Raw genomic sequence first — 17,575 nt, forward strand, 5'->3', positions numbered from 1 at the left:
CGACGAGACCACGCGCACCCCTGTCCACGGTCGGCCGGGCACACTGCGCCCGACCCTCTGGCCGCCGGACGGCGGGCCTGGTCAGGCTAGGTGACGCGGCGCCACGGCCGGGCGGCCGCGGGCCCGGACACGCCGGGGTCCCCCCGGACGGCCCCGGGCGCGGCGCACGGCGCGGCGGGGCCGCCCCGCCGGCGGACGGCCACCCGGCGCGGCGGCCCGTAGACCTCACCCCCGAGGGGTAAGGATGACCGCGCGCATTGACCCACCGTCTTGACCCGCCGTCCTGGCCCATGGTCCTGACACGGCGTCGCACCCCGCCGTCCGGACGCGGCGCGGGGCGCAGCGGGCCGTCGCACCCCGGCGAGGGACCGATCGCACACCAGGGAGGCCACGATGGCGGAACCGAGCCGGCGCGGCGTACTGGGCCTGGGCCTGATGGCCGCGGCCCTCTCCTCCTGCGGCACCGGCCCGGACCGGGCCGCCCCCGCACCGCACCCCTCCCCCGACGCGGGCGGCCCGGGTACCGCCGAACACGTCGGCCTGCGCACCGAGCAGTCCCTCCCCGGCGACCCGGACTGGGAGATCACCGACCCCGGCCCCGCCGACGCCATCGAGGGCTTCGCCGACCGCGTCAGCGTGCTGCCCGGCGAGCAGTTCGGGCTGCACGTCTCCACCCCGGCCACCGCCTTCACCGTCTCCGCCTACCGCGCCGGCTGGTACGGCGGCGCCCGCGCCCGCCTGGTCTGGCGCCGCGAGCACGTCCCCGGCGGCAGACAGCCGGCGCCGCACGTGGACCCGGCCACCCGCACCGTGCTCACCGGCTGGCGGCGCACCCTCGCCGTGGACACCACCGGCTGGCCCGAGGGCGCCTACCTGCTGCGCCTGGACGCCGAGGACGGCACCGGCCGGCGCTACGTCCCGCTCACCGTCCGCTCCGCCACCACCGCCGGCCGGACGGTGGTGATGAGCGCCCCGGCCACCTGGCAGGCCTACAACGAGTGGGGCGGGCACAGCCTCTACAACGGCCCCACCGGCGGGCTCGCCACCCGCTCGCTGCGGGTCGTCTTCGACCGGCCGTACGACTACGACCACGGCGCCGGGCTGTTCCTGGTCTACGAGGCCCCGCTGGTCGCGCTCGCCGAGCGGCTCGGGCTGCCGCTCGCCTACACCACCGGCATCGACGTCGCCCGCGAACCCGGGCTGCTGCACGGCGCGAGCACCGTCGTGTCCCTCGGCCACGACGAGTACTGGTCCCCCGAGCAGCGCGCCCACGTCACCGCGGCCCGCGACGCCGGGACCAACCTGGCCGTCCTCGGCGCCAACTGCTGCTACCGCCGGATCCGCCTCGAACCCTCCGAGCTGGGCCCGGACCGCACGGTGGTCTGCTACAAGGGCGCCTGGGCGCAGGACCCGGGCCACCTGGCCGGCGCCCCCGCCACCACCGACTTCCGGGCCGACCCCGGCGCCGACCCCGAGAGCTCCCTGCTCGGCGTCCTCTACGACGGCTACCCGGTGGACGCCCCGTACGTGGTCCGCGCGGCGGACCACTGGGCCTTCGAGGGCACCGGCGTCGCCGCCGGGGCGTCCTTCCCGCACCTCGTCGGCGTCGAGTACGACCGGGTGGACACCGCCTTCCCCACCCCGCGCCCGATCCAGGTGCTCGCCCACTCCCCGGTGGTCTGCGAGGGCCGGCCCTCGCACGCCGACACCGCCTACCACACCCTTCCCGGCGGCGCCGGGGTGTTCGCCACCGGGACGATGCGCTGGGTCGAGGCCCTGGACGCGCACGGCCCCGGCGGCACCGGCGCCGACCACGGCATCGACGCCCGCGCCGGCGACCTCGTCCGCAAGGTCACCGAGAACGTCCTGCGCACCTTCGCCGCCGGCCCCGCCGCCCGCACCCACCCGGCCACCGACGACCTGGCCACCGTCTACGGCCCGGCGTAGGGCCCGGTCAGGGGGTCGCTCCCGGGGCCGGGGCGGCGGCGAGGAGCCGGGGGGCGACGGATCTTCACAAGAGGTCTCCATGTCGGTCGGTCGGACGGCAGCGGCAGCCTGGCATGGACACGCATCGAGGTCGAACGGTCTTCCGACGGGCCGTCAGCCGGGTCGGCCGGGACGCCCGGGGCGGGGGGAGCCCCGTGGCACGGATAGACTCACACGGTCCAATCCAGCGCAGGTCGTCCAGACAGACCGACCGGTGCGGCACGGGTGCCGGCCGGCGAGGGCACGAGGGAAACAGAACATGGTCGAGGCCTCCCCGAAGGTCGTTGTCGTCGTCCCCACGTACAACGAGCGGGAGAACCTCCCGGTCCTCGCGGGGCTCCTCGCGGACCTCCCGGTTCCCGACCTGCACCTGCTGGTCGTCGACGACAACTCCCCGGACGGCACCGGCGAACTGGCCGACAAGCTCGCCGCGGACTCCGGCGGCACCGTCGGCGTGCTGCACCGCACCGAGAAGAACGGCCTCGGCCGCGCCTACCTGGCCGGCATGGCCCGGGCGCTGGACGAGGGCGCGGACGTCGTGGTCCAGATGGACGCCGACCTCTCGCACCCCGCCTCGGCGATACCCGCCATGGTGGAGGCCCTGCTCGCCGACGAGACCGCCGTGGTGCTCGGCTCCCGCTACGTCCCCGGCGGCTCCACCGCCGCGGAGTGGCCCTGGCACCGCAAGGCCCTGTCCGCCTGGGCCAACCTGTACGTCAACACCATCCTCGGCCTGGGCGTCCGGGACGCCACCGCGGGCTTCAAGGCCTGGCGGGCCGCCACCCTGCAGGCGATCGACCTGCCGAGCGTGCAGAGCAGCGGGTACTCGTTCCAGGTCGAGATGAACTACCGGGTCGTCCAGCGCGGCATGACGATCCGCGAGGTGCCGATCCGCTTCGAGGAGCGGATCGAGGGCGCCTCGAAGATGAGCATCGGGGTACAGGTCGAGTCCGCGCTGGCGCCCTGGAAGCTGCGGCTGAACCGCTGAACCGTCGGGCTGCCCGCCCCTCGGGCCGTCGGGCCGTCCGACCCGCCGAACGGTCGGCCCCGACGAGTCGTCGGCCCGGCTGGAGCACGGGGACGCGCCGCGGGGTGGCTCCGTAGGGCTCCGTAGGGCTCCATAGGGCGCCGGACGGCTCCGAAACGGGCATACGGGTGCCCGTCGGGCCGCCCGGCGGTGTGGACGGCGGCTGCGGGGAAAGAAGGGCCACATGTCCCTTCTCCCGGAGTCCCTGACGGCCCTCGTCCGCCGCGGCGCCCGAGAACCCTTCGTCGTGCAGACCGTGCGGGCCACGGTGGCCGCCACCCTCGCCTACGCGGTGGCGACCAGGCTCAGCAGCGAGCCGGCCCCGCTGACGGCCCCGCTCACCGCCCTGCTGGTGGTGCAGGTCACCGTCTACTCGACGCTCAAGACCAGCATCCGCCGGGTCAACTCGGTGGTGGTCGGGGTCCTGATCGCGATCGGCTTCAGCGCCGTGGTGGGGCTCTCCTGGTGGAGCCTCGGGCTGATCATCCTCGCCTCGCTGGTCGTCGGCCGGTTCGTCCGGGTCGAGGAGTTCGTCCAGGAGGTCGCGATCAGCGCGATGCTGATCCTGGGCGTCACCAAACTCGCCTCGCAGGCCTGGGACCGGGTGCTGGAGACGCTCATCGGCGCCGCCGTCGGCCTGCTGTTCAACCTGCTGTTCGCCCCTCCGGTGTGGGTGGACACCGCCGGTGAGTCGATCGAGGACCTCGCCCGGCGCGCCCGCCACCTGCTGCTGGACATCTCCGAGGAGCTGGGCCGCCCGACCCCGGTCGCCCGGGCCGCCGAGCGGCTGCACGAGGCCCGGCGGCTCGACCAGGCGATCGCCGACGTGGACGCGGCGCTGCGCCAGGCCGAGGACAGCCTGCGGCTCAACCCGCGGATCAGCGAGGGGCTGCTCTCCCGGCTGGTGCTGCGCACCGGGCTGGACACCCTGGAGATCTGCGTGGTGGTGATCCGGGTGCTGGCCCGCTCGCTGACGGACCTGGCCAAACGCCGGGCACCCGGCGAACGGCTGCTCCCCCCGGACGTGGCGGTCGGCCTGGAGGAGCTGCTCGGGCACGTCGGCGGGGCCATGGTGAGCTTCGCGGTGCTGGTGACCACGCAGGTCAGCCGCAACGCCGAGGAGGCGGAGCAGCGGCTTGCCGCCGAGCTGGCCGCGGCCTGGAGCTGCCGCGAGAACGTCGCCCAGGTGCTGCTGCGCAGGGTGCAGGAGCACCCCGAGGCGTGGCAGCTGCACGGGTCGATACTGGCCGAGGTGGACCGGATCCTGGACGAGCTGGACCCGGAGCACCGCGGCCGGCGACTGATGGAGGAGCTGGACCGGGCCTCGGTGGCCAACCGGGAGCGGTTCTCCCGGTTCGCCGGGCTGCGCCGCTTCCTGCGGGGCGAGCGCTGGCGGGCCCGGCGGCGGGGCCGGCCGGACGGCCCCGGCGACGGGCCGGAGCAGGGGGGACGGGAGCGCCCGACGGTGGGGGCCGGGCGCTGACCCGGCGCCCCCGGGACCTCGGTCGCGCCGTCAGCCCCGGGCCGCGTCGAGCAGCGGCTGCACCTCGATCTTGCGCATCTGCAGCATCACCGCCATGACCCGGTCGGCCGCGGCCCGGTCCAGCCCGCTGATCAGCTCGTTGAGGACCCGCGGCACGATCTGCCAGGACAGGCCCCAGCGGTCCTTGAGCCAGCCGCAGGGGCCCTCCTGTCCGCCGTCGGCGGTGAGCCTGGACCAGAGGTCGTCGACCTCCTGCTGGTCCTCGCAGTCCACCTGGAGCGAGATCGCCTCGGTGAAGCGGAACTCGGGGCCCCCGTTGAGCGCCACGTACTGCTGGCCGGCGAGCTCGAAGACCACGGTCATCACCGAGCCGGGCGCGCCGGGGCCGGCCTCGCCGTAGCGGTTGACCTGGGTGATCCGGGAGTCGGGGAAGAGCGAGGTGTAGAAGGTCGCGGCCTGTTCGGCCTGGTCGTCGAACCAGAGGAAGGTGGTGATCTTCTGCATGCGCCCGACCGTAGACCCGGGCCGCGGCCGGGTGGCCGAGCCACGGCCGGGGGTCACCGGTTCGGAGCCCCGGGCGCACGGGGGAGCGGCCGGGAGCGCCCGGGCGAGGCGCCGCGGGGCGGGAGGGCCTGCGTCCCCCGGGGTGTGCGGCTGGTGGTGACACCCGGCGCGCGGGGCGGGCCCGCGCGCCGGGGCCGGTCCGTGGACCCGACCGGTCAGTGCACCCAGCCCGCGTAGCGCTGGGCGAAGCGCCGCCCGCTGTGGGCGGTGACCACCACGTCGTAGCGGCCCTGCCTGTCCAGCGGCCAGGCCACGTCGACCTGCTTGCCGGGCCGCACCCACACCGTCCGCGCCGTCCCCGCGAAGTCGTTGGGCTCGGCCGTGAAGGCGAGGTCCGTCAGACCGTCGTTGACGAGCTGCAGGGTGAGCCGACGGCCGCGCAGGTCCGCGGTGACGATCGGTACGGCGACGTCGTTCTGTCCGTCCCGGCCGTCACGGACCACCGTGCCGGCGAACCGGCGCACGAAGCCGTCCGGGCCGTGGACGGTGAAGTCGTAGCGCCCGTTGGTGGCGGCCGCGTCCCAGGTGTACGTGGCGGTGGCACCGGGCGCGACGGTGTACGGGGTGCCCGCGAACGGGAACACGATGTTGGGGTAGACGGTGTAGGGGAAGGCGACCGAGCCGTCGTTGCTCAGGGTGCAGACGACCTTGCCGCTCGTCCGGTCCACCTCCACGTCGGCCCACGGCTGGTACGGCAGCGCGCGGTGCGGCCGCTCACCGCGCTCCTGGACCGGCATCGACTGGGCGCCGACCGCGGGCAGGACGACGCCGGGCAGCTTGGTCCCGGCGTCGGCCCTGGCCATCAGCGCGGTGGTGTCCGGCAGCTCGGGGATCGAGTGGTCCGGCGCGGCGAAGTCCAGGCAGCTGGTGAGGTCGCCGCAGACGGCCCGGCGCCAGGCGGAGATGTTCGGCTCGGCGACCCCGGTCACCAGCTCCATGAAGCGCAGCACGGAGGTGTGGTCGAAGACCTGGGAGTCGACCCACCCACCGCGCGACCACGGCGAGACGACCCAGAGCGGGACGCGGTTGCCCAGACCGATCGCACGCCCGTGGGTGAACTCCTCGGGGGTGCCCGGCTCCGGGGTGGGCGGGACCATGTGGTCGAAGTAGCCGTCGTTCTCGTCGTACATCACGAGGAACACGGTGTGCCGCCAGACGTCCGGGTTGGACGTCAGCGACTTCAGGGCCTGGTCGACCCAGTGCGCGCCGTACGCCGGGCCGGCCTCCGGGTGCTCGGAGAACAGGTAGGGCGCGACCAGCCAGGAGATCGTCGGCAGGGTGCCGTCCTTGCAGTGCCGGTCGAAGTCCGCCGGGTCGAACTTGGTCATCGCGTTGACGTACCGCGGGTCCGTGGGCGGGAACGCGTGGAACTGTTTGAAGTAGGAGAGCGCGTTGTCGTCGTAGTCGCCGGTGCGGTCGTCCTTGCTGGGGTTGTGGTAGACCCGCCAGCTGACGCCGGCCTGCTCCAGGCGCTCGGCGTAGGTGGTCCAGTCGGCGACGGGGTTGTCGGTGACCGGGGTGTTGTCGATCCAGGGCCCGGTGGTGCCGTCGCGGCCGGGCCCGGCCGTACCGGTCCACAGGTAGAGGCGGTTGGGGTCGGTCGGGCCGGCGAGCGAGGTGAAGTAGGCGTCGCAGAGGGTGAAGGCGTCGGCCAGCGCGTACTGGTAGGGGATGTCGTCCCGGGTGAAGTACCCCATGGTCCGCTCGCCCTTGGCCGCGATCCACTTGTTCATCGCGCCGTTGTTGATGGCCTGGTGGCCCGTCGCCCAGTCGTGCGCCAGACCGCCCGCGTTCTGCGCGTTGTACCTGGAGGTGTCCATCCGGTACGGCAGCATCGCCCCGCCGTCGCTGCGCCCGGCGTCGGGCTGGCGGAACACGTCGGTGCCGTCCGGGAAGCGCAGGGCCTGGCGGTCGCCGAAGCCGCGCACGCCGGAGAGCGTGCCGAAGTAGTGGTCGAAGCTGCGGTTCTCCTGCATCAGCACCACGACGTGCTTGACGTCCTTGATGGTGCCGGTGAGCCGGTCCGGGGAGGGGGCGGGAGCAGGAGCGGCCTCGGCGGGGGCGGCCGCCAGGCCGGTCAGGGCGGTCGCGCCGACGGCCGCGGTGGCGCCGACGAAGGTGCGGCGGGAGAGCTCGGACATCACGAACTGGCCTCTCAGAGCTGGAAGGTGGCGACGGCGGCGGCGGTGTCGGAGGGCCACTCGTTGGCGGCGGTGTTCGGCTCGGGCTGCGGCCAGTCGGCGACCAGCGTGTGCGCCTCGACCAGCTTCAGCGGGCCCGCGTAGTGGACGTGGTCGGTGCGGTCCTGCGGCTCCGGCCGGTCACCGCGCTGCTTGCGGGTGGGCGACCAGGTGGCACCCGGGAAGGCCACCGGGTCGCGGTGCTCCTCCCGGAAGGCGTCGGTCAGCCCCGCGCCCTGCAGCGCCTTGCTGACCGCCCAGTCGAGCGCGCCGACCCCGTTGTGGGCGGCGGCGGTGGCGGCCGTCCAGTCCAGGTGGGACGGCGAGGACATGGCCCCGGCGAGCACCACCGGGACGTTCCGGGCCGCGTCGGCGCGCACCGCGGCGGCCAGCGCCGTCGCCTGCCGGCCGCGGAGCGAGGCGGCCTCGGCGGCGGTCACGTCGGCGGCGCTGCGCCCGTCCTGGATCGCGTACGGGCCGTAGCCGGCCTCGTCCAGGTGCGCGGCCCAGAAGCGGACGGTGCGCCCGCCCGGCAGCTGGACGGTGGCCGCGGCCGCGGGGAGGTCCGCGGTCACCGGGGTGACGTCGGTGAGCGGGTGACGGCTGAGGATGCCGACGCTGCCGGGGCTCTGGTAGGCGTACCAGCCGAGCGCGTCGGCGAGGGTCTTCGCGCGCTCGCCGGCGGTCTCCTGGAGCGCGAGCACGTCCAGGCCCTGGGTGAGCACGACGCGCAGCTGCTTCTCCAGCGCGTCGGTGTGACCGCGGCCCGCGTCGTGCAGGTTCCAGCTGGCGGCCTTGAGGCGCGGCGGCGCGGCCGGGTCGGCGACGGGGACGAGCACGGTGACGGTGTCGGTGGCGCCCGTGCCGTCCTTGACCGCGCTGTCCTTGACGGCGACGACCACCATCTCCGGGGTCTTGCCGGCCGCACCCGCCGCGCCGGCCGCGGGGGCGGTGCCGGTGAGCGTGCCGTCGGCGCTGACGTTCAGCCAGGACGGACCGCTCACCTTGCGGAACGCGGCGGTGCCGGCGGCGTTGCCCGCCGGGCGGGACCAGAGGCCGCCGAGCCTGACGGTCAGTGCGGCACCGGGGGCGACCGGGGTGGCGGTGAGTGCGTCCACGGCGGCGTGCGGGCGCACGACGGCCGGCTTCGGGCGGAAGCTGAAGGGCTCGGTCCGGGCGAGCACGCCGTAGCCGTCCTTCGCCAGCAGGTAGGCGGTGTACGGGCCGCCGGTGAGCGCGGAGGTGTCCAGCTGGACGTCACCGGAGGCGGCCGGGGTGTACTTCCACAGCAGGGAGGAGCCGGTGCCGGGCTGGCGGGTGCCGTCGTAGACACCGACCCAGTTCTTGGCGTCGGGGGCGTCGGTGGTCCAGTGGAAGGTGAGCCGGTCGCCTTCGGTGGGGTTGGCGGAGGAGGTGAGGGTCAGGGCGCTGCCTGCGGCCACGGTTGTCCTGTCCGCCGCCCGGGGCCGGTCCGCCGGGGGACGGCCGGGTCCGCGCGCGGCTGGTCACGGAGGTTGGGAGGGAGGCCTCACAGTTGGCTGTACAACTGCGGGCGGCCCTCATTCATCCGAAAGCCAGCGACCGGGACGTGAACGACGCATGACGGAACATCGGGCGATTCGGGAACTCCGGGGCGCAGGCGCCGCCGCGGCGGGGTGGGCTTGGCTGGTTCCCGCGCCGCTCGGCGGCCGGCGGGCCGGTAGGGTCGACCTCGTGGTGCCGATGAGGTGGACCTCCCGCGTCCTGCTGGTCGACGAGCGCGACCGGCTCCTCCTGCTCTGCGCGCGGGACCCCCGCAGACCGGGCGCCCGCTGGTGGTTCACCGTCGGCGGCGGAGTGGAGGACGGCGAGGACCACCGGCAGGCCGCCCTGCGCGAACTGCGCGAGGAGACGGCGCTGAGCCTGCCCGCCGAGCGGCTCGGCCCCCTCCTCTGGACGCGGCGGACCCACCTCAGCGTCGACGGCCGGGCCTTCGACCAGCACGAGGAGTACCGCCTCGTCCGCCTCAGCGCCGCGGAGGCCGCGGCCACCAGGGTCGACCCGGCGGAGGCGTCGCACGGGCACCACTGGTGGACCGTGCAGGAACTCGCCACCACCTCGGAGACGGTGCGCCCCAAACGGCTGGCCCCGCTCCTCGCCGAGGTGCTGACGGCCGGCGGGCAGGCCCGGACACCGCTGCACCTGGGGGACTTCGACGAGGACGCCGACCCGGAGTAGGCGGCTGTGCCGGGGGTGGTGGCGATCGGTCGGGACGGCCCACCGGTACGGGCGACGACGCCTACGCGTCGGGATGCTCCGGCAGGGCGAGCCAGTCCGACCAGGAGATCCCGCGGCCGAGGAAGCGCGGCTGCTCGAACGGCCAGTCGGCGGCGATCCACTGCGGCACCAGGGCGTCGAAGGCCTGCTCGACCTCGCTGCCCACCAGCTCGTCCACCACCCACCAGGAGATCTCGCCGTCCGCGCCGACCCGCTCCGGCGGGTCGATGTAGACGCAGCCGAGCAGAGCCGTCTCCGCCGCGTCGAACAGCGCGTAGTTGAAGGACTGGTGTGCGGCGATCTCCTTCTCGTGCCGCAACAGGTCGGCCTGGTCGGCCTCGTAGGTCATGGTGGCCGCGGGCCAGCCCCAGGCCGGACCGAACATGGCCCACAGCCGCTCGCGCGAACCCATCACGGCCGGATAGTCGAGCGGGGCGTCCGCCTCCCGGATCGGCCGCAGGTGATGGCCACCGCCCGGCAGCGGCACCAGGACGGGGTGGACGAAGTCATCGGGAAGCCAGCTCATGGCGCCCGACCGTATCAGCGCGCGGCCGCCCGCTCCCCTGGATTTTCCCCGCCTACGGCCAGGCCCTGCCCCCATGCCGGGCAGGGCCCGCGATCACCCGGTCGAGACTCCCGTTCGACCGACGGACTCCATGATCGGTACGGCAACGGCTGCTCGGCCGAGCGCAGGGCCGGCCTGGTCATTGCGGGCAGGGCCAGGACACGTCATTTCAGGCAGGGCCAGGCAGGGTCATTGCGGGCAAGGTGAGGCCGGGTCAGGTCAGGCAAGGGCGAGGAACAGCTTCTCCAGCTCGGCCTCGCTCATCGGCGGGGTGTCGTCGTCGGCGGCGGCCATGCACTGGCGCATGCCGCTGGCCACGATCTTGAAGCCGGCCCGGTCGAGGGCGCGCGAGACCGCGGCGAGCTGGGTGACGACGTCCTTGCAGTCGCGCCCTGCCTCGATCATCGCGATGACTCCGGCCAACTGGCCCTGGGCGCGGCGCAGCCGGTTCAGCACCGCGCCGACCGACTCCTCGTCCACCTGCATGTCCGGGCCGCCTTTCACATCGACTGTCGACGGACAAGTGTACCCCGTGGGGTATCCATTCCCCGGGGGTCCGATGTGGGCCGACCGGCGGCGCGACCCCGGCCCGACCTGAGCGCGACGATCTGCCCGGGTCGGGCTCGGGGCTCAGGGCTCAGGGCTCAGGGCTCAGGACTCAGGGCTCGGGGCTCAGGACTCAGGACTCAGGACTCAGGACTCAGGACTCAGGGCTCAGGGCTCAGCGGCGGGCGAGGCGCCGTTCGCCGCCGGCACCCGTGGCGTAGGGGAGCTCGTAGTGCGCGAACACGGCGGGCTCGTCCTCGGCGGGCAGGACGTCGTCGGTGCCGATCGACGGGGCCTGCTTGACCTGGCCCTTCGAGAACGGGACGCGGACGTACTTCGGCCCGACCACCGCGCCGTCCAGGGGAACGAACACCAGCCGGCGCCGGGTCGCCAGGCCGATCGCGACCGTGGCGAAGAAGGGCTGGTCGGAGGCCGTCTCCACGTAGACGGCCTCCAGCGAGCCGATCCGGTGGCTCTTCTCGTCGACCACCGTGTGGCCGCGCCACTCCCGGATGTCTGCCATGTCGATCGCCACGACCCTGACCTCCCGTCTCCCGGCGCCCTCGTGTCGCAGCGCTCCGGCGCTGCGGTGCCGGGACCTCCCATCCTGCGCCGGGACGGCGGACGGCGCGCGGCGAGGCACAGGGGTCGCGCGGGGCCCACCTGCGGGCGAAACGGGCATAGAAGGGGTATTCCGGGGCGACCCGACCATCCGCCTCCACCGCCTTGACCAGGGCTTTAAGCTGTCCGCCAAGAACGCTGCAAGTAGATCGTCAGATCTTCGACAGATGGGGGCGACGGTCATGCCCGTGGGCTACGAGAGCATGTGGGATCCCGGCCGACCCGGAGTCCCCGCCGACCTGAGACCCGACATCCCGCACCCGGCCCGGATGTACGACTACTACCTCGGCGGGAAGGACAACTTCCCCGCCGACCGCGCCGCGGCCGAGAAGGCCCTCGCGGCCAATCCGGAGTTCCGCTCCACCGCGCGCGCCAACCGGGGCTTCCTCACCCGGGCCGTACGCTGCGTCGCCGACCTCGGCATCGACCAGTTCCTCGACATCGGCACCGGCATCCCCACCGCCGGCAACACCCACGAGATCGCCCAGGCCGTCAACCCCGCCGTGCGCGTCGTCTACGCCGACAACGACCCCATCGTGCTCAGCCACGCCCGCGCACTGATGTCCGGAACGGGCTCGGGACGCACCACCGTCCTCCAGGCCGACCTGCGCGAACCGGCCGCGGTACTCGCCGCCGTCGAGAGCGAGGAACTCCTCGACCTCTCCCGCCCCATCGGCCTCGTCCTGGCCGCGGTGCTGCACTTCCTGCGCGACGAGGACAAGCCCTACCAGGTGGTGACCACCCTCCTGGACGCCCTGCCGTCCGGCAGCCACCTGATCCTCTCCCACGGCACGGCCGACTTCATCCCCGCCGCGGTCCGCGACCGCGTCACCGGCGTCTACGACAAGGCCACCGCACCCCTCGTCGGCCGCACCCGCGACGAGGTCCGCGCCTTCCTCGACGGCCTCGACGTCCTCACCCCGGGCGTCACCACCGTCCCCCTCTGGCGCCCCGAGACCACCCCCTCTCCCGACGCCGACCGCGTCAGCATGTACGGCGCCGTAGCCCGCAAGCCCTGACCGGCTCGCACCAGCTTCGGGAAAATATACCGACCGGTCTACCGATTTACGCGGTAGCGCTGACCGGCGCCCGTGCACCCGCGCAGGAAGTCGACCGGATCGACTTCCTGCGCACCCAGCAAGGTCAGCATCCGCCCCTCCCGGTCAAGCCTCGCAGAAAATCTGCAGACCGGTCTACAGATCCGGTGCCGGCCCTCCCCTCGCCGCACACGGGAAGTCGACCGGATCGACTTCCCGTGCGGGACCTGTCGTCGACGCTCGCCGTCAGGCCGCGACCTTGGCAACGAACGCCGCGAGGTTCACAACGGACCGCTGAATCCGCTCCTCAAGGGTGAGCGACTCGTGGAAGCCCGACCCCGGGCCCGCGTCCTTCCTGCCCCGGACGTACAGCGAACAGGCTAGGTCGCTGCAGATGTAGGCACCCACGGAGTTGCCCTGCTTCCCCGCCTTGCCCGCCCTCGCGGCGACCATCAACGACACCCCACCGGTGTGCACGGTCACGCAGATCGAACACATGCTGCGCCGCCCCTGCCACGCGGCGACACCGGGACTGCGCAGCGCGACGGCCACGACGCGCCCGTCCGACTCGGCGGCGAGATAGGCCCGATCGGGAGCCTGCGGATCCCGCCAACCGAGGAAGTCCAGTTCCCCCCAGGGCCGCTCGACCAGGTCCCGGGGGACGAACAGCCGCTTGGCCTCGCCCTTGCTGCAGTTCAGGAAGGCGGCTCGGATCTCTGGTTCGGTCAGCTGCTTCATAATCGGCAGGCTAATTTACCTAAACCGATTAGGCAAATACATAACGCCCATCGCCCACAGGGCCCCCTCCGCGCCTCCGCCCTGTCCGCGCGGGAACAGAACGCCCGCTGCCGAGAGGACGCCCCACGGGCAACCCCAGCCCAGGGACAGAAGGAGCCGCTCCCCCGACCGGCCAGTCCCGCACCACCACCCCCCCCACAGCCCCGAGTGCCCCGCACTCCCGACGGCATCGCCGCCGCGCTGCAGGGCGGCCGCCGGATGGAGTTCTACCGCGAACTCGGCCAGGCCCCCATCGACCAGGCCGAACAGGTCCTCAACCGCTGGTGGTGCGAAGCGGAGATGGACACCGACCCCGAACAGGACCGCATCATCGCCGCGGCCCGCAACGGCACCCTGCCCACCGCCACCATGGCCGACGTCCTACGACTGCGCCGTGACCGGGGCGGGGACCTGCCGGGTGAGTAACGAAGAGCCGGACGACCTGTGGCCGGTCCTGCCCTCCGAAGCCGTCCAGGACGCCCTGTCCGACCCCAACCTGCCCGTCGAACTGTCCTCCGCGATCGTCGCGCTCACCGTCGCGATCGCCGAGAACCCGTGGCTACCGGAGAGCAGCGCCCGCGACAGCGCTGGCGACTGGCGCCGGCTCCCCATCCCCCATGGACGCGGCCTGGTCGAGTACGTCATCGACACCGACAACCACCTCGTACGCCTCACCCGCGTCATCCCCCTCTGACAAACCACGGTCCGGGGCCTCCCGGCGTCCCCGAAGAGATACCTCGACGCCTGCGGGTCTGCTAGCGGACTGTTTGTACAGCTGTGCTGGGCAGGCGCAGGCCGGTGAGGGGGATCGCCCCGGACAGGGTGAGCAACTGGGTGCCGTCGGACCGAAGCCGGAGCGAGGTGTCGGTCTGCCCGAACGGCCCGTCCAGGAAGCGGCTGGCGGCGGCTTCGTGCAGGCGCATGACCGCCGAGACGAAACGGCCGGCCTCCTGGGCGAGGAAGGCGGGAGCCGGTTCGCCGTCCGGAGCGCAGAGGAAAGCGTCGGCAACCGCCGAGTGCGCAGGCACGCCGGGGTACTCGGCGCAGGTCGGAGCGGCAGGTGGCTACGCCCGGCACGTGTGCCAGCCACCTTCTCCGAGGGCAACTGCCCAGGCCGGACCGTGGACGGTCCGGCCGGTGCGGCGACGGGCCCACGGCTGATCCGGCGGCACAATCCAGGCGGCAGCGAAGGATTGTCCAGCGCATCCGGGCGCTGGCCAGGGTGCGGTAGCGGAGCGCGCCGCGCCCAGCCACCTGCCTGGTCAGGTCCGCGTCGGTCACAAGGTTGCTGCCCGGTCCCGGCGTCGCGGCAGGGCAGGTGCCGCCACCGACGGACGGGGAGAGCGAGGGGTGGGTGGGTCCATCAACCCTCCGCCTTGGTGGCCAGCGGAACTCCCCGCCCAGGGCAGGGAGAGCAGCACCAGCTCCTGCCCGGAGACCGCAGTGTCGCTGATCCGCCGCTCGTACCCGCTGTGCACGCGCTCGGACCAGGTCCCGCAGCCGGGGCATGTCGCTCCCGGTGTCCTGCCGCGAGTATGCACCCGAACCGACCGGCCAACCGATCTGAGCGAGCTCACGTGAAGCGACGCGGACTGGGGGAACAAGACGGTTAGAAGATCAGCAACAGGCACCCGACATGATCGCCAACCGTCAAGATCCGCGGGCGGATTTCACGGAACTCGCGCCAGAGCCAACTCCTACTGTCCCTTGACACACCGCACCTTCTCGGCCGGCCCCCGGTGGGCAGCCTGCTCTGCCTGCACGGTGGTGCCCCGCCCAGGGCCCAGACGGCCGCCGCTGGGTTCCTCGTCCGCTCCGCCCCGCGCGGAGGTGACCCGGGCAGCGGGATGTTGCCCGCCCTGCGCCGCGGCAGACGGACGCGATAGGAGTTCACGGCCGTCGCCGGGGCGTTCGGTGGAACCGTTCCAGCCGTAGAGCCCGGCGCGTGCCTGTCGGGAACCTACTTCAGGAACCGGGCGTAGACCCCGGGGTGGGTGGAAGCAGGCAGGGAGTGGTGACTCTCAGGTACATGCGGTCCCCGGTACCCGAGGTGGACGCCGTGGCGGAGTACCGGCTGGTGGGGTGGTAGGTGTCGACGAGTGCGTCCGGTTTGCCGTCGGCGCTCTCGCGGTAGCCCTTCACCGTCAGTCCTTCGCCGGTCAGCATGTCGCGGATCTTCCTGACCGCGTCGGGGTGCTGGGAGCGTGGAACCGAGCTCTTCACGCTGTACATCAGGATGTACCGGTCGTCAGGGGCGGTTTCGCCGTTCTTGCCGGTGCACGGGGTGAAGAGCGCGGAGATCGTCGAGGGGTCGGTCTCGATGCCGGCGGTGCGGGCCATGTGCTCGGTGATCTGCTGGGCCCAGGTCTGGGCGTCGGCTTTGGACTTCACGGGTGGTGTGTCACTCCTGTCGGCAGCGGATGAGCATCCGCCGAGTGCCGCGAGCAGGAGCGCGGTGGCGATGATCCGCCTGGTGGTGCGGGGCGCGCTGGAAGTCATGGTGCTCCTGAGTCGGCGGTCGGTCGGACTGGTCGCGGGGTCAGTGTGGGGGTTTGGGAGCGAGCGTCGGTGGCCGGCCCGCGATGATCCGCCCCTGGTTGTCGAGGCTTTCGCTGGCCCCGTTGGGGCCCATGTCCCAGTAGCCGCCGTGTCCGCTGGTGTCGATCTGGATGCGCTGGCCGCCGAAGACCCCGTTCTGGGGGCCCTCGCCGAACACGGTGCCGGTGAACGTCTGGATGAAGTCGTCCTTGGCCGTGCCGACCCAGACGTGCCTGGGGTCGATGTTGAGCTCGGACGCCTTGTCCACTCCCATTCCCGGGCTGCCGAGCGCGATGATGTCGTCGACATTCGCACCGCCGTCGCGCGCGGCCGCGCCCACCACGTAGGTCCCGTAGCTGTGGCCCATCAGGGTCAGGTGCGAACACAGGCCGTTGTCGCCCTCGGCCACCCGCAGCCCCTTGGTGAAGTTGCGTAGGAGTGGGGCCCCGGCATCTCCCCGGTCGGTTTCGGCGACGGTGCCGTCCAGCCAGTTCGGCGTCTCGTAGCCGAGCCACGAGACGACGGCGACGTTCGCACCGCCGTCGGCTTCGTCCTCGGCCGCCTTCTGGAGACGCCGGATGTGGTCCATCTGTCCCGGCACCCCGGCGAACACCGTTCCGGTGCCCGGCACGAAGACCGCCGTGTGCTGAGCCTTGTCGGGGTTGCCTGTCGAGACGATGGCCCGGCCGTTGTGCGCCTCGGGATCGATTCCCAGCAGGAACATCCGGTGGTTCTCGGGGTTCCCGTCGGACGCTGCCAGCTTCCTGCGGACCTCCTCCAGGGCGTTGATCCGCGACGTGTACTCGTCCTCGTCGATATCGAAGTCGCCGGGCTTCCCGCTTCGGTAGGCGTCCAGCTTCTCGTCGAGCACGAGCCGGTTGGCCTCGTCGCGGACGGTCGTGGGAAGCCCGTCGAGGCGGCCGATCTGATCGGGGTGCAGGGCCAGGTAGGCGTCCTGCTGCTCGGGGGTGAGCCCCTTCCACCAGGCGGCGGACTTCTCCGGGTCCTTGCCGTCCGGGATGTAGGGGTCGACCAGTCCGAGGTCCTGCATCGCGGCGGCGGCCGCGTTCTTCGCCCCTGCCAGCGCGCCGTTCACCTTGGCCGGGTCGAGGGCGTTCGAGCTGAGCCGGCCCAACGCCGAATTGCCCTGGTCGCTTGCCGTCTGGGCGTCCTTCAGAGCGGCGTTGATCCGGTCCTGGAAGCTCTTCATCTGCGACCCGAGCTGCTGGCGCGCCTTCTGCGCGTCCGGGTCGTTGTGCTCCCCCTTGCCCTCGGGCGGGAGGCTGACGATGCCGTCGGCGGACACGTCCAGGCCGGCGTCCACCGCACGGTTCACGGCGTTGGTGAGGTTGGTCTGCGCCTGGTACATCCGGTCGGCGACGGTGTTGAGGACGAGGGCGGCGGTGTCGGCCTCCATCTTGACGATGTTCAGGTGCTGCTCCGTCTTCGCCAGGAACGGCAGCGCGGCCTTCGCGTCCTCGCCTTCCCAGTTGCCGGCCAGCGGTCCGTCCACCTGGCTGCGGTGCCGCTGGCCGGTGGTCTCCGCGGCGTGGCCGAGCGCCGTCCAGGCCTTCGCCGCGTCGTGCAGCCCGTGCGGGTCGAGCTTCACCAGGAGCTCATACGCGCTGGTCACTTCGCCACCTGCGGTATGAGCGCCCACGCGCCGGCGGCGGCCTGGTCGTTGTGCTCGTGCGCGGTCGCGTTGGCCTCCAGGTTGGTCGCGGTGTTCGCGAGACGCTGCTGCAGGTCGCCGAGCGGCTTGGACCAGTCGGTACCCAGCTGCGCGAGTCCACCCGCGATCGACCAGCCGGTCAACTGCCCGGAGACGGTGGCGCTGGTGTTCACCGCGTTCTGGATCGGCGCGCCGAACTCCTCCCCCAGCGTCTTCACGACACCCGCGGATGCCCGTAGATCCGCCGGCTTGATCACAACCTTGCCCGTGGTGTGGTCAGCCACGTGGGTTCCCCTCCCCGAAACGAATGTCTGAGCTCAACC

General features: G+C 72.8%; 18 protein-coding genes. 7 read left to right on the forward strand and 11 right to left on the reverse strand.

The genetic code is table 11. The features are described 5' to 3' along the window. Positions 1-393: 393 nt before the first annotated feature. The 3 genes from ACIRS1_RS25285 to ACIRS1_RS25295 all read left to right on the forward strand — a co-directional run bounded on the left by ACIRS1_RS25285 (position 394) and on the right by ACIRS1_RS25295 (position 4,496). Positions 394-1,947 (forward strand): N,N-dimethylformamidase beta subunit family domain-containing protein, encoded by a 1,554-nt coding sequence (locus ACIRS1_RS25285; protein ID WP_402843689.1) that lies wholly within the window; start codon positions 394-396, stop codon positions 1,945-1,947. 298 nt (positions 1,948-2,245) lie between these two features. Next, positions 2,246-2,974, forward strand: coding sequence for a polyprenol monophosphomannose synthase (locus ACIRS1_RS25290; RefSeq protein ID WP_402843692.1), 729 nt, complete (start codon positions 2,246-2,248; stop codon positions 2,972-2,974). Positions 2,975-3,197: 223 nt separating this feature from the next. Continuing rightward, positions 3,198-4,496 (forward strand): aromatic acid exporter family protein, encoded by a 1,299-nt coding sequence (locus ACIRS1_RS25295; protein WP_402843695.1) that lies wholly within the window; start codon positions 3,198-3,200, stop codon positions 4,494-4,496. A 30-nt stretch (positions 4,497-4,526) separates the two neighbouring features. On the opposite strand, the gene ACIRS1_RS25300 is transcribed toward ACIRS1_RS25295, so the two are convergent. The 3 genes from ACIRS1_RS25300 to ACIRS1_RS25310 all read right to left on the reverse strand — a co-directional run bounded on the left by ACIRS1_RS25300 (position 4,527) and on the right by ACIRS1_RS25310 (position 8,682). Then, a complete protein-coding gene (locus tag ACIRS1_RS25300; protein ID WP_360206190.1) occupies positions 4,527-5,000 on the reverse strand; it encodes a VOC family protein in 474 nt (157 codons plus the stop codon). Between the two features lie 215 nt (positions 5,001-5,215). Beyond that, positions 5,216-7,201: a phosphocholine-specific phospholipase C gene (locus ACIRS1_RS25305; RefSeq protein ID WP_402843698.1), complete on the reverse strand. Its 1,986-nt coding sequence runs from the start codon at positions 7,199-7,201 to the stop codon at positions 5,216-5,218. A gap of 14 nt (positions 7,202-7,215) precedes the next feature. Next, complete coding sequence (locus ACIRS1_RS25310) at positions 7,216-8,682, reverse strand: endonuclease/exonuclease/phosphatase family protein (protein ID WP_402843699.1); 1,467 nt, start codon at positions 8,680-8,682, stop codon at positions 7,216-7,218. Between the two features lie 280 nt (positions 8,683-8,962). Here ACIRS1_RS25310 and ACIRS1_RS25315 point away from each other — a divergent pair, with 280 nt between their 5' ends. Then, entirely contained in the window at positions 8,963-9,457 is a 495-nt protein-coding gene (locus ACIRS1_RS25315; RefSeq protein WP_402843781.1) for an NUDIX hydrolase, read from the forward strand. Between the two features lie 61 nt (positions 9,458-9,518). Here the strand turns inward: ACIRS1_RS25315 and ACIRS1_RS25320 are convergent, their stop codons facing one another. From ACIRS1_RS25320 to ACIRS1_RS25330, 3 genes are all read right to left on the reverse strand, one after another. Beyond that, complete coding sequence (locus tag ACIRS1_RS25320) at positions 9,519-10,022, reverse strand: GNAT family N-acetyltransferase (RefSeq protein WP_402843701.1); 504 nt, start codon at positions 10,020-10,022, stop codon at positions 9,519-9,521. A gap of 258 nt (positions 10,023-10,280) precedes the next feature. Then, on the reverse strand, positions 10,281-10,547 hold the full coding sequence (locus tag ACIRS1_RS25325) for a metal-sensitive transcriptional regulator (RefSeq protein ID WP_360206201.1): 267 nt from the start codon (positions 10,545-10,547) through the stop codon (positions 10,281-10,283). 235 nt (positions 10,548-10,782) lie between these two features. Further along, on the reverse strand, positions 10,783-11,130 hold the full coding sequence (locus ACIRS1_RS25330; protein WP_396316654.1) for a PRC-barrel domain-containing protein: 348 nt from the start codon (positions 11,128-11,130) through the stop codon (positions 10,783-10,785). A 280-nt stretch (positions 11,131-11,410) separates the two neighbouring features. On the opposite strand from ACIRS1_RS25330, the gene ACIRS1_RS25335 reads away from it, so the two are divergent. Continuing rightward, on the forward strand, positions 11,411-12,247 hold the full coding sequence (locus tag ACIRS1_RS25335; protein ID WP_402843786.1) for an SAM-dependent methyltransferase: 837 nt from the start codon (positions 11,411-11,413) through the stop codon (positions 12,245-12,247). Positions 12,248-12,511: 264 nt separating this feature from the next. On the opposite strand, the gene ACIRS1_RS25340 is transcribed toward ACIRS1_RS25335, so the two are convergent. After that, positions 12,512-13,003, reverse strand: a complete 492-nt coding sequence (locus ACIRS1_RS25340; RefSeq protein WP_402843703.1) for an FBP domain-containing protein — start codon at positions 13,001-13,003, stop codon at positions 12,512-12,514. 207 nt (positions 13,004-13,210) lie between these two features. Between ACIRS1_RS25340 and ACIRS1_RS25345 the strand changes: the two genes are divergently transcribed. Both ACIRS1_RS25345 and ACIRS1_RS25350 read left to right on the forward strand, forming a co-directional pair. Beyond that, positions 13,211-13,468, forward strand: a complete 258-nt coding sequence (locus ACIRS1_RS25345) for a hypothetical protein (RefSeq protein ID WP_402843706.1) — start codon at positions 13,211-13,213, stop codon at positions 13,466-13,468. Then, positions 13,461-13,736, forward strand: a complete 276-nt coding sequence (locus ACIRS1_RS25350) for a hypothetical protein (protein ID WP_402843708.1) — start codon at positions 13,461-13,463, stop codon at positions 13,734-13,736. The genes ACIRS1_RS25345 and ACIRS1_RS25350 overlap by 8 nt, the downstream gene beginning before the upstream one ends. A 61-nt stretch (positions 13,737-13,797) precedes the next feature. Here the strand turns inward: ACIRS1_RS25350 and ACIRS1_RS25355 are convergent, their stop codons facing one another. The 4 genes from ACIRS1_RS25355 to ACIRS1_RS25370 form a co-directional block, all read right to left on the reverse strand. Then, positions 13,798-14,070: a hypothetical protein gene (locus tag ACIRS1_RS25355; protein ID WP_402843711.1), complete on the reverse strand. Its 273-nt coding sequence runs from the start codon at positions 14,068-14,070 to the stop codon at positions 13,798-13,800. A gap of 937 nt (positions 14,071-15,007) precedes the next feature. Beyond that, positions 15,008-15,433 (reverse strand): hypothetical protein, encoded by a 426-nt coding sequence (locus ACIRS1_RS25360; protein WP_402843714.1) that lies wholly within the window; start codon positions 15,431-15,433, stop codon positions 15,008-15,010. 148 nt (positions 15,434-15,581) lie between these two features. Beyond that, positions 15,582-17,213, reverse strand: a complete 1,632-nt coding sequence (locus tag ACIRS1_RS25365; protein WP_402843716.1) for an alpha/beta hydrolase — start codon at positions 17,211-17,213, stop codon at positions 15,582-15,584. Further along, positions 17,210-17,536, reverse strand: a complete 327-nt coding sequence (locus ACIRS1_RS25370; protein WP_402843717.1) for a hypothetical protein — start codon at positions 17,534-17,536, stop codon at positions 17,210-17,212. Before ACIRS1_RS25370 ends, ACIRS1_RS25365 begins: the two co-directional genes overlap by 4 nt. Positions 17,537-17,575: the final 39 nt, after the last annotated feature.

The organism is Kitasatospora sp. NPDC101176 (assembly GCF_044768035.1).
Classification (GTDB): domain Bacteria; phylum Actinomycetota; class Actinomycetes; order Streptomycetales; family Streptomycetaceae; genus Kitasatospora.

Bases quoted from the DNA above. Each gene is read 5' to 3' on its own strand.
- ACIRS1_RS25285 (WP_402843689.1), top strand. From the start codon at position 394: ATGGCGGAACCGAGCCGGCGCGGCGTACTGGGCCTGGGCCTGATGGCC.
- ACIRS1_RS25290 (WP_402843692.1), top strand. From the start codon at position 2,246: ATGGTCGAGGCCTCCCCGAAGGTCGTTGTCGTCGTCCCCACGTACAAC.
- ACIRS1_RS25295 (WP_402843695.1), top strand. From the start codon at position 3,198: ATGTCCCTTCTCCCGGAGTCCCTGACGGCCCTCGTCCGCCGCGGCGCC.
- ACIRS1_RS25300 (WP_360206190.1), bottom strand. From the start codon at position 5,000: ATGCAGAAGATCACCACCTTCCTCTGGTTCGACGACCAGGCCGAACAG.
- ACIRS1_RS25305 (WP_402843698.1), bottom strand. From the start codon at position 7,201: ATGTCCGAGCTCTCCCGCCGCACCTTCGTCGGCGCCACCGCGGCCGTC.
- ACIRS1_RS25315 (WP_402843781.1), top strand. From the start codon at position 8,963: ATGAGGTGGACCTCCCGCGTCCTGCTGGTCGACGAGCGCGACCGGCTC.
- ACIRS1_RS25320 (WP_402843701.1), bottom strand. From the start codon at position 10,022: ATGAGCTGGCTTCCCGATGACTTCGTCCACCCCGTCCTGGTGCCGCTG.
- ACIRS1_RS25325 (WP_360206201.1), bottom strand. From the start codon at position 10,547: ATGCAGGTGGACGAGGAGTCGGTCGGCGCGGTGCTGAACCGGCTGCGC.
- ACIRS1_RS25330 (WP_396316654.1), bottom strand. From the start codon at position 11,130: ATGGCAGACATCCGGGAGTGGCGCGGCCACACGGTGGTCGACGAGAAG.
- ACIRS1_RS25335 (WP_402843786.1), top strand. From the start codon at position 11,411: ATGCCCGTGGGCTACGAGAGCATGTGGGATCCCGGCCGACCCGGAGTC.
- ACIRS1_RS25340 (WP_402843703.1), bottom strand. From the start codon at position 13,003: ATGAAGCAGCTGACCGAACCAGAGATCCGAGCCGCCTTCCTGAACTGC.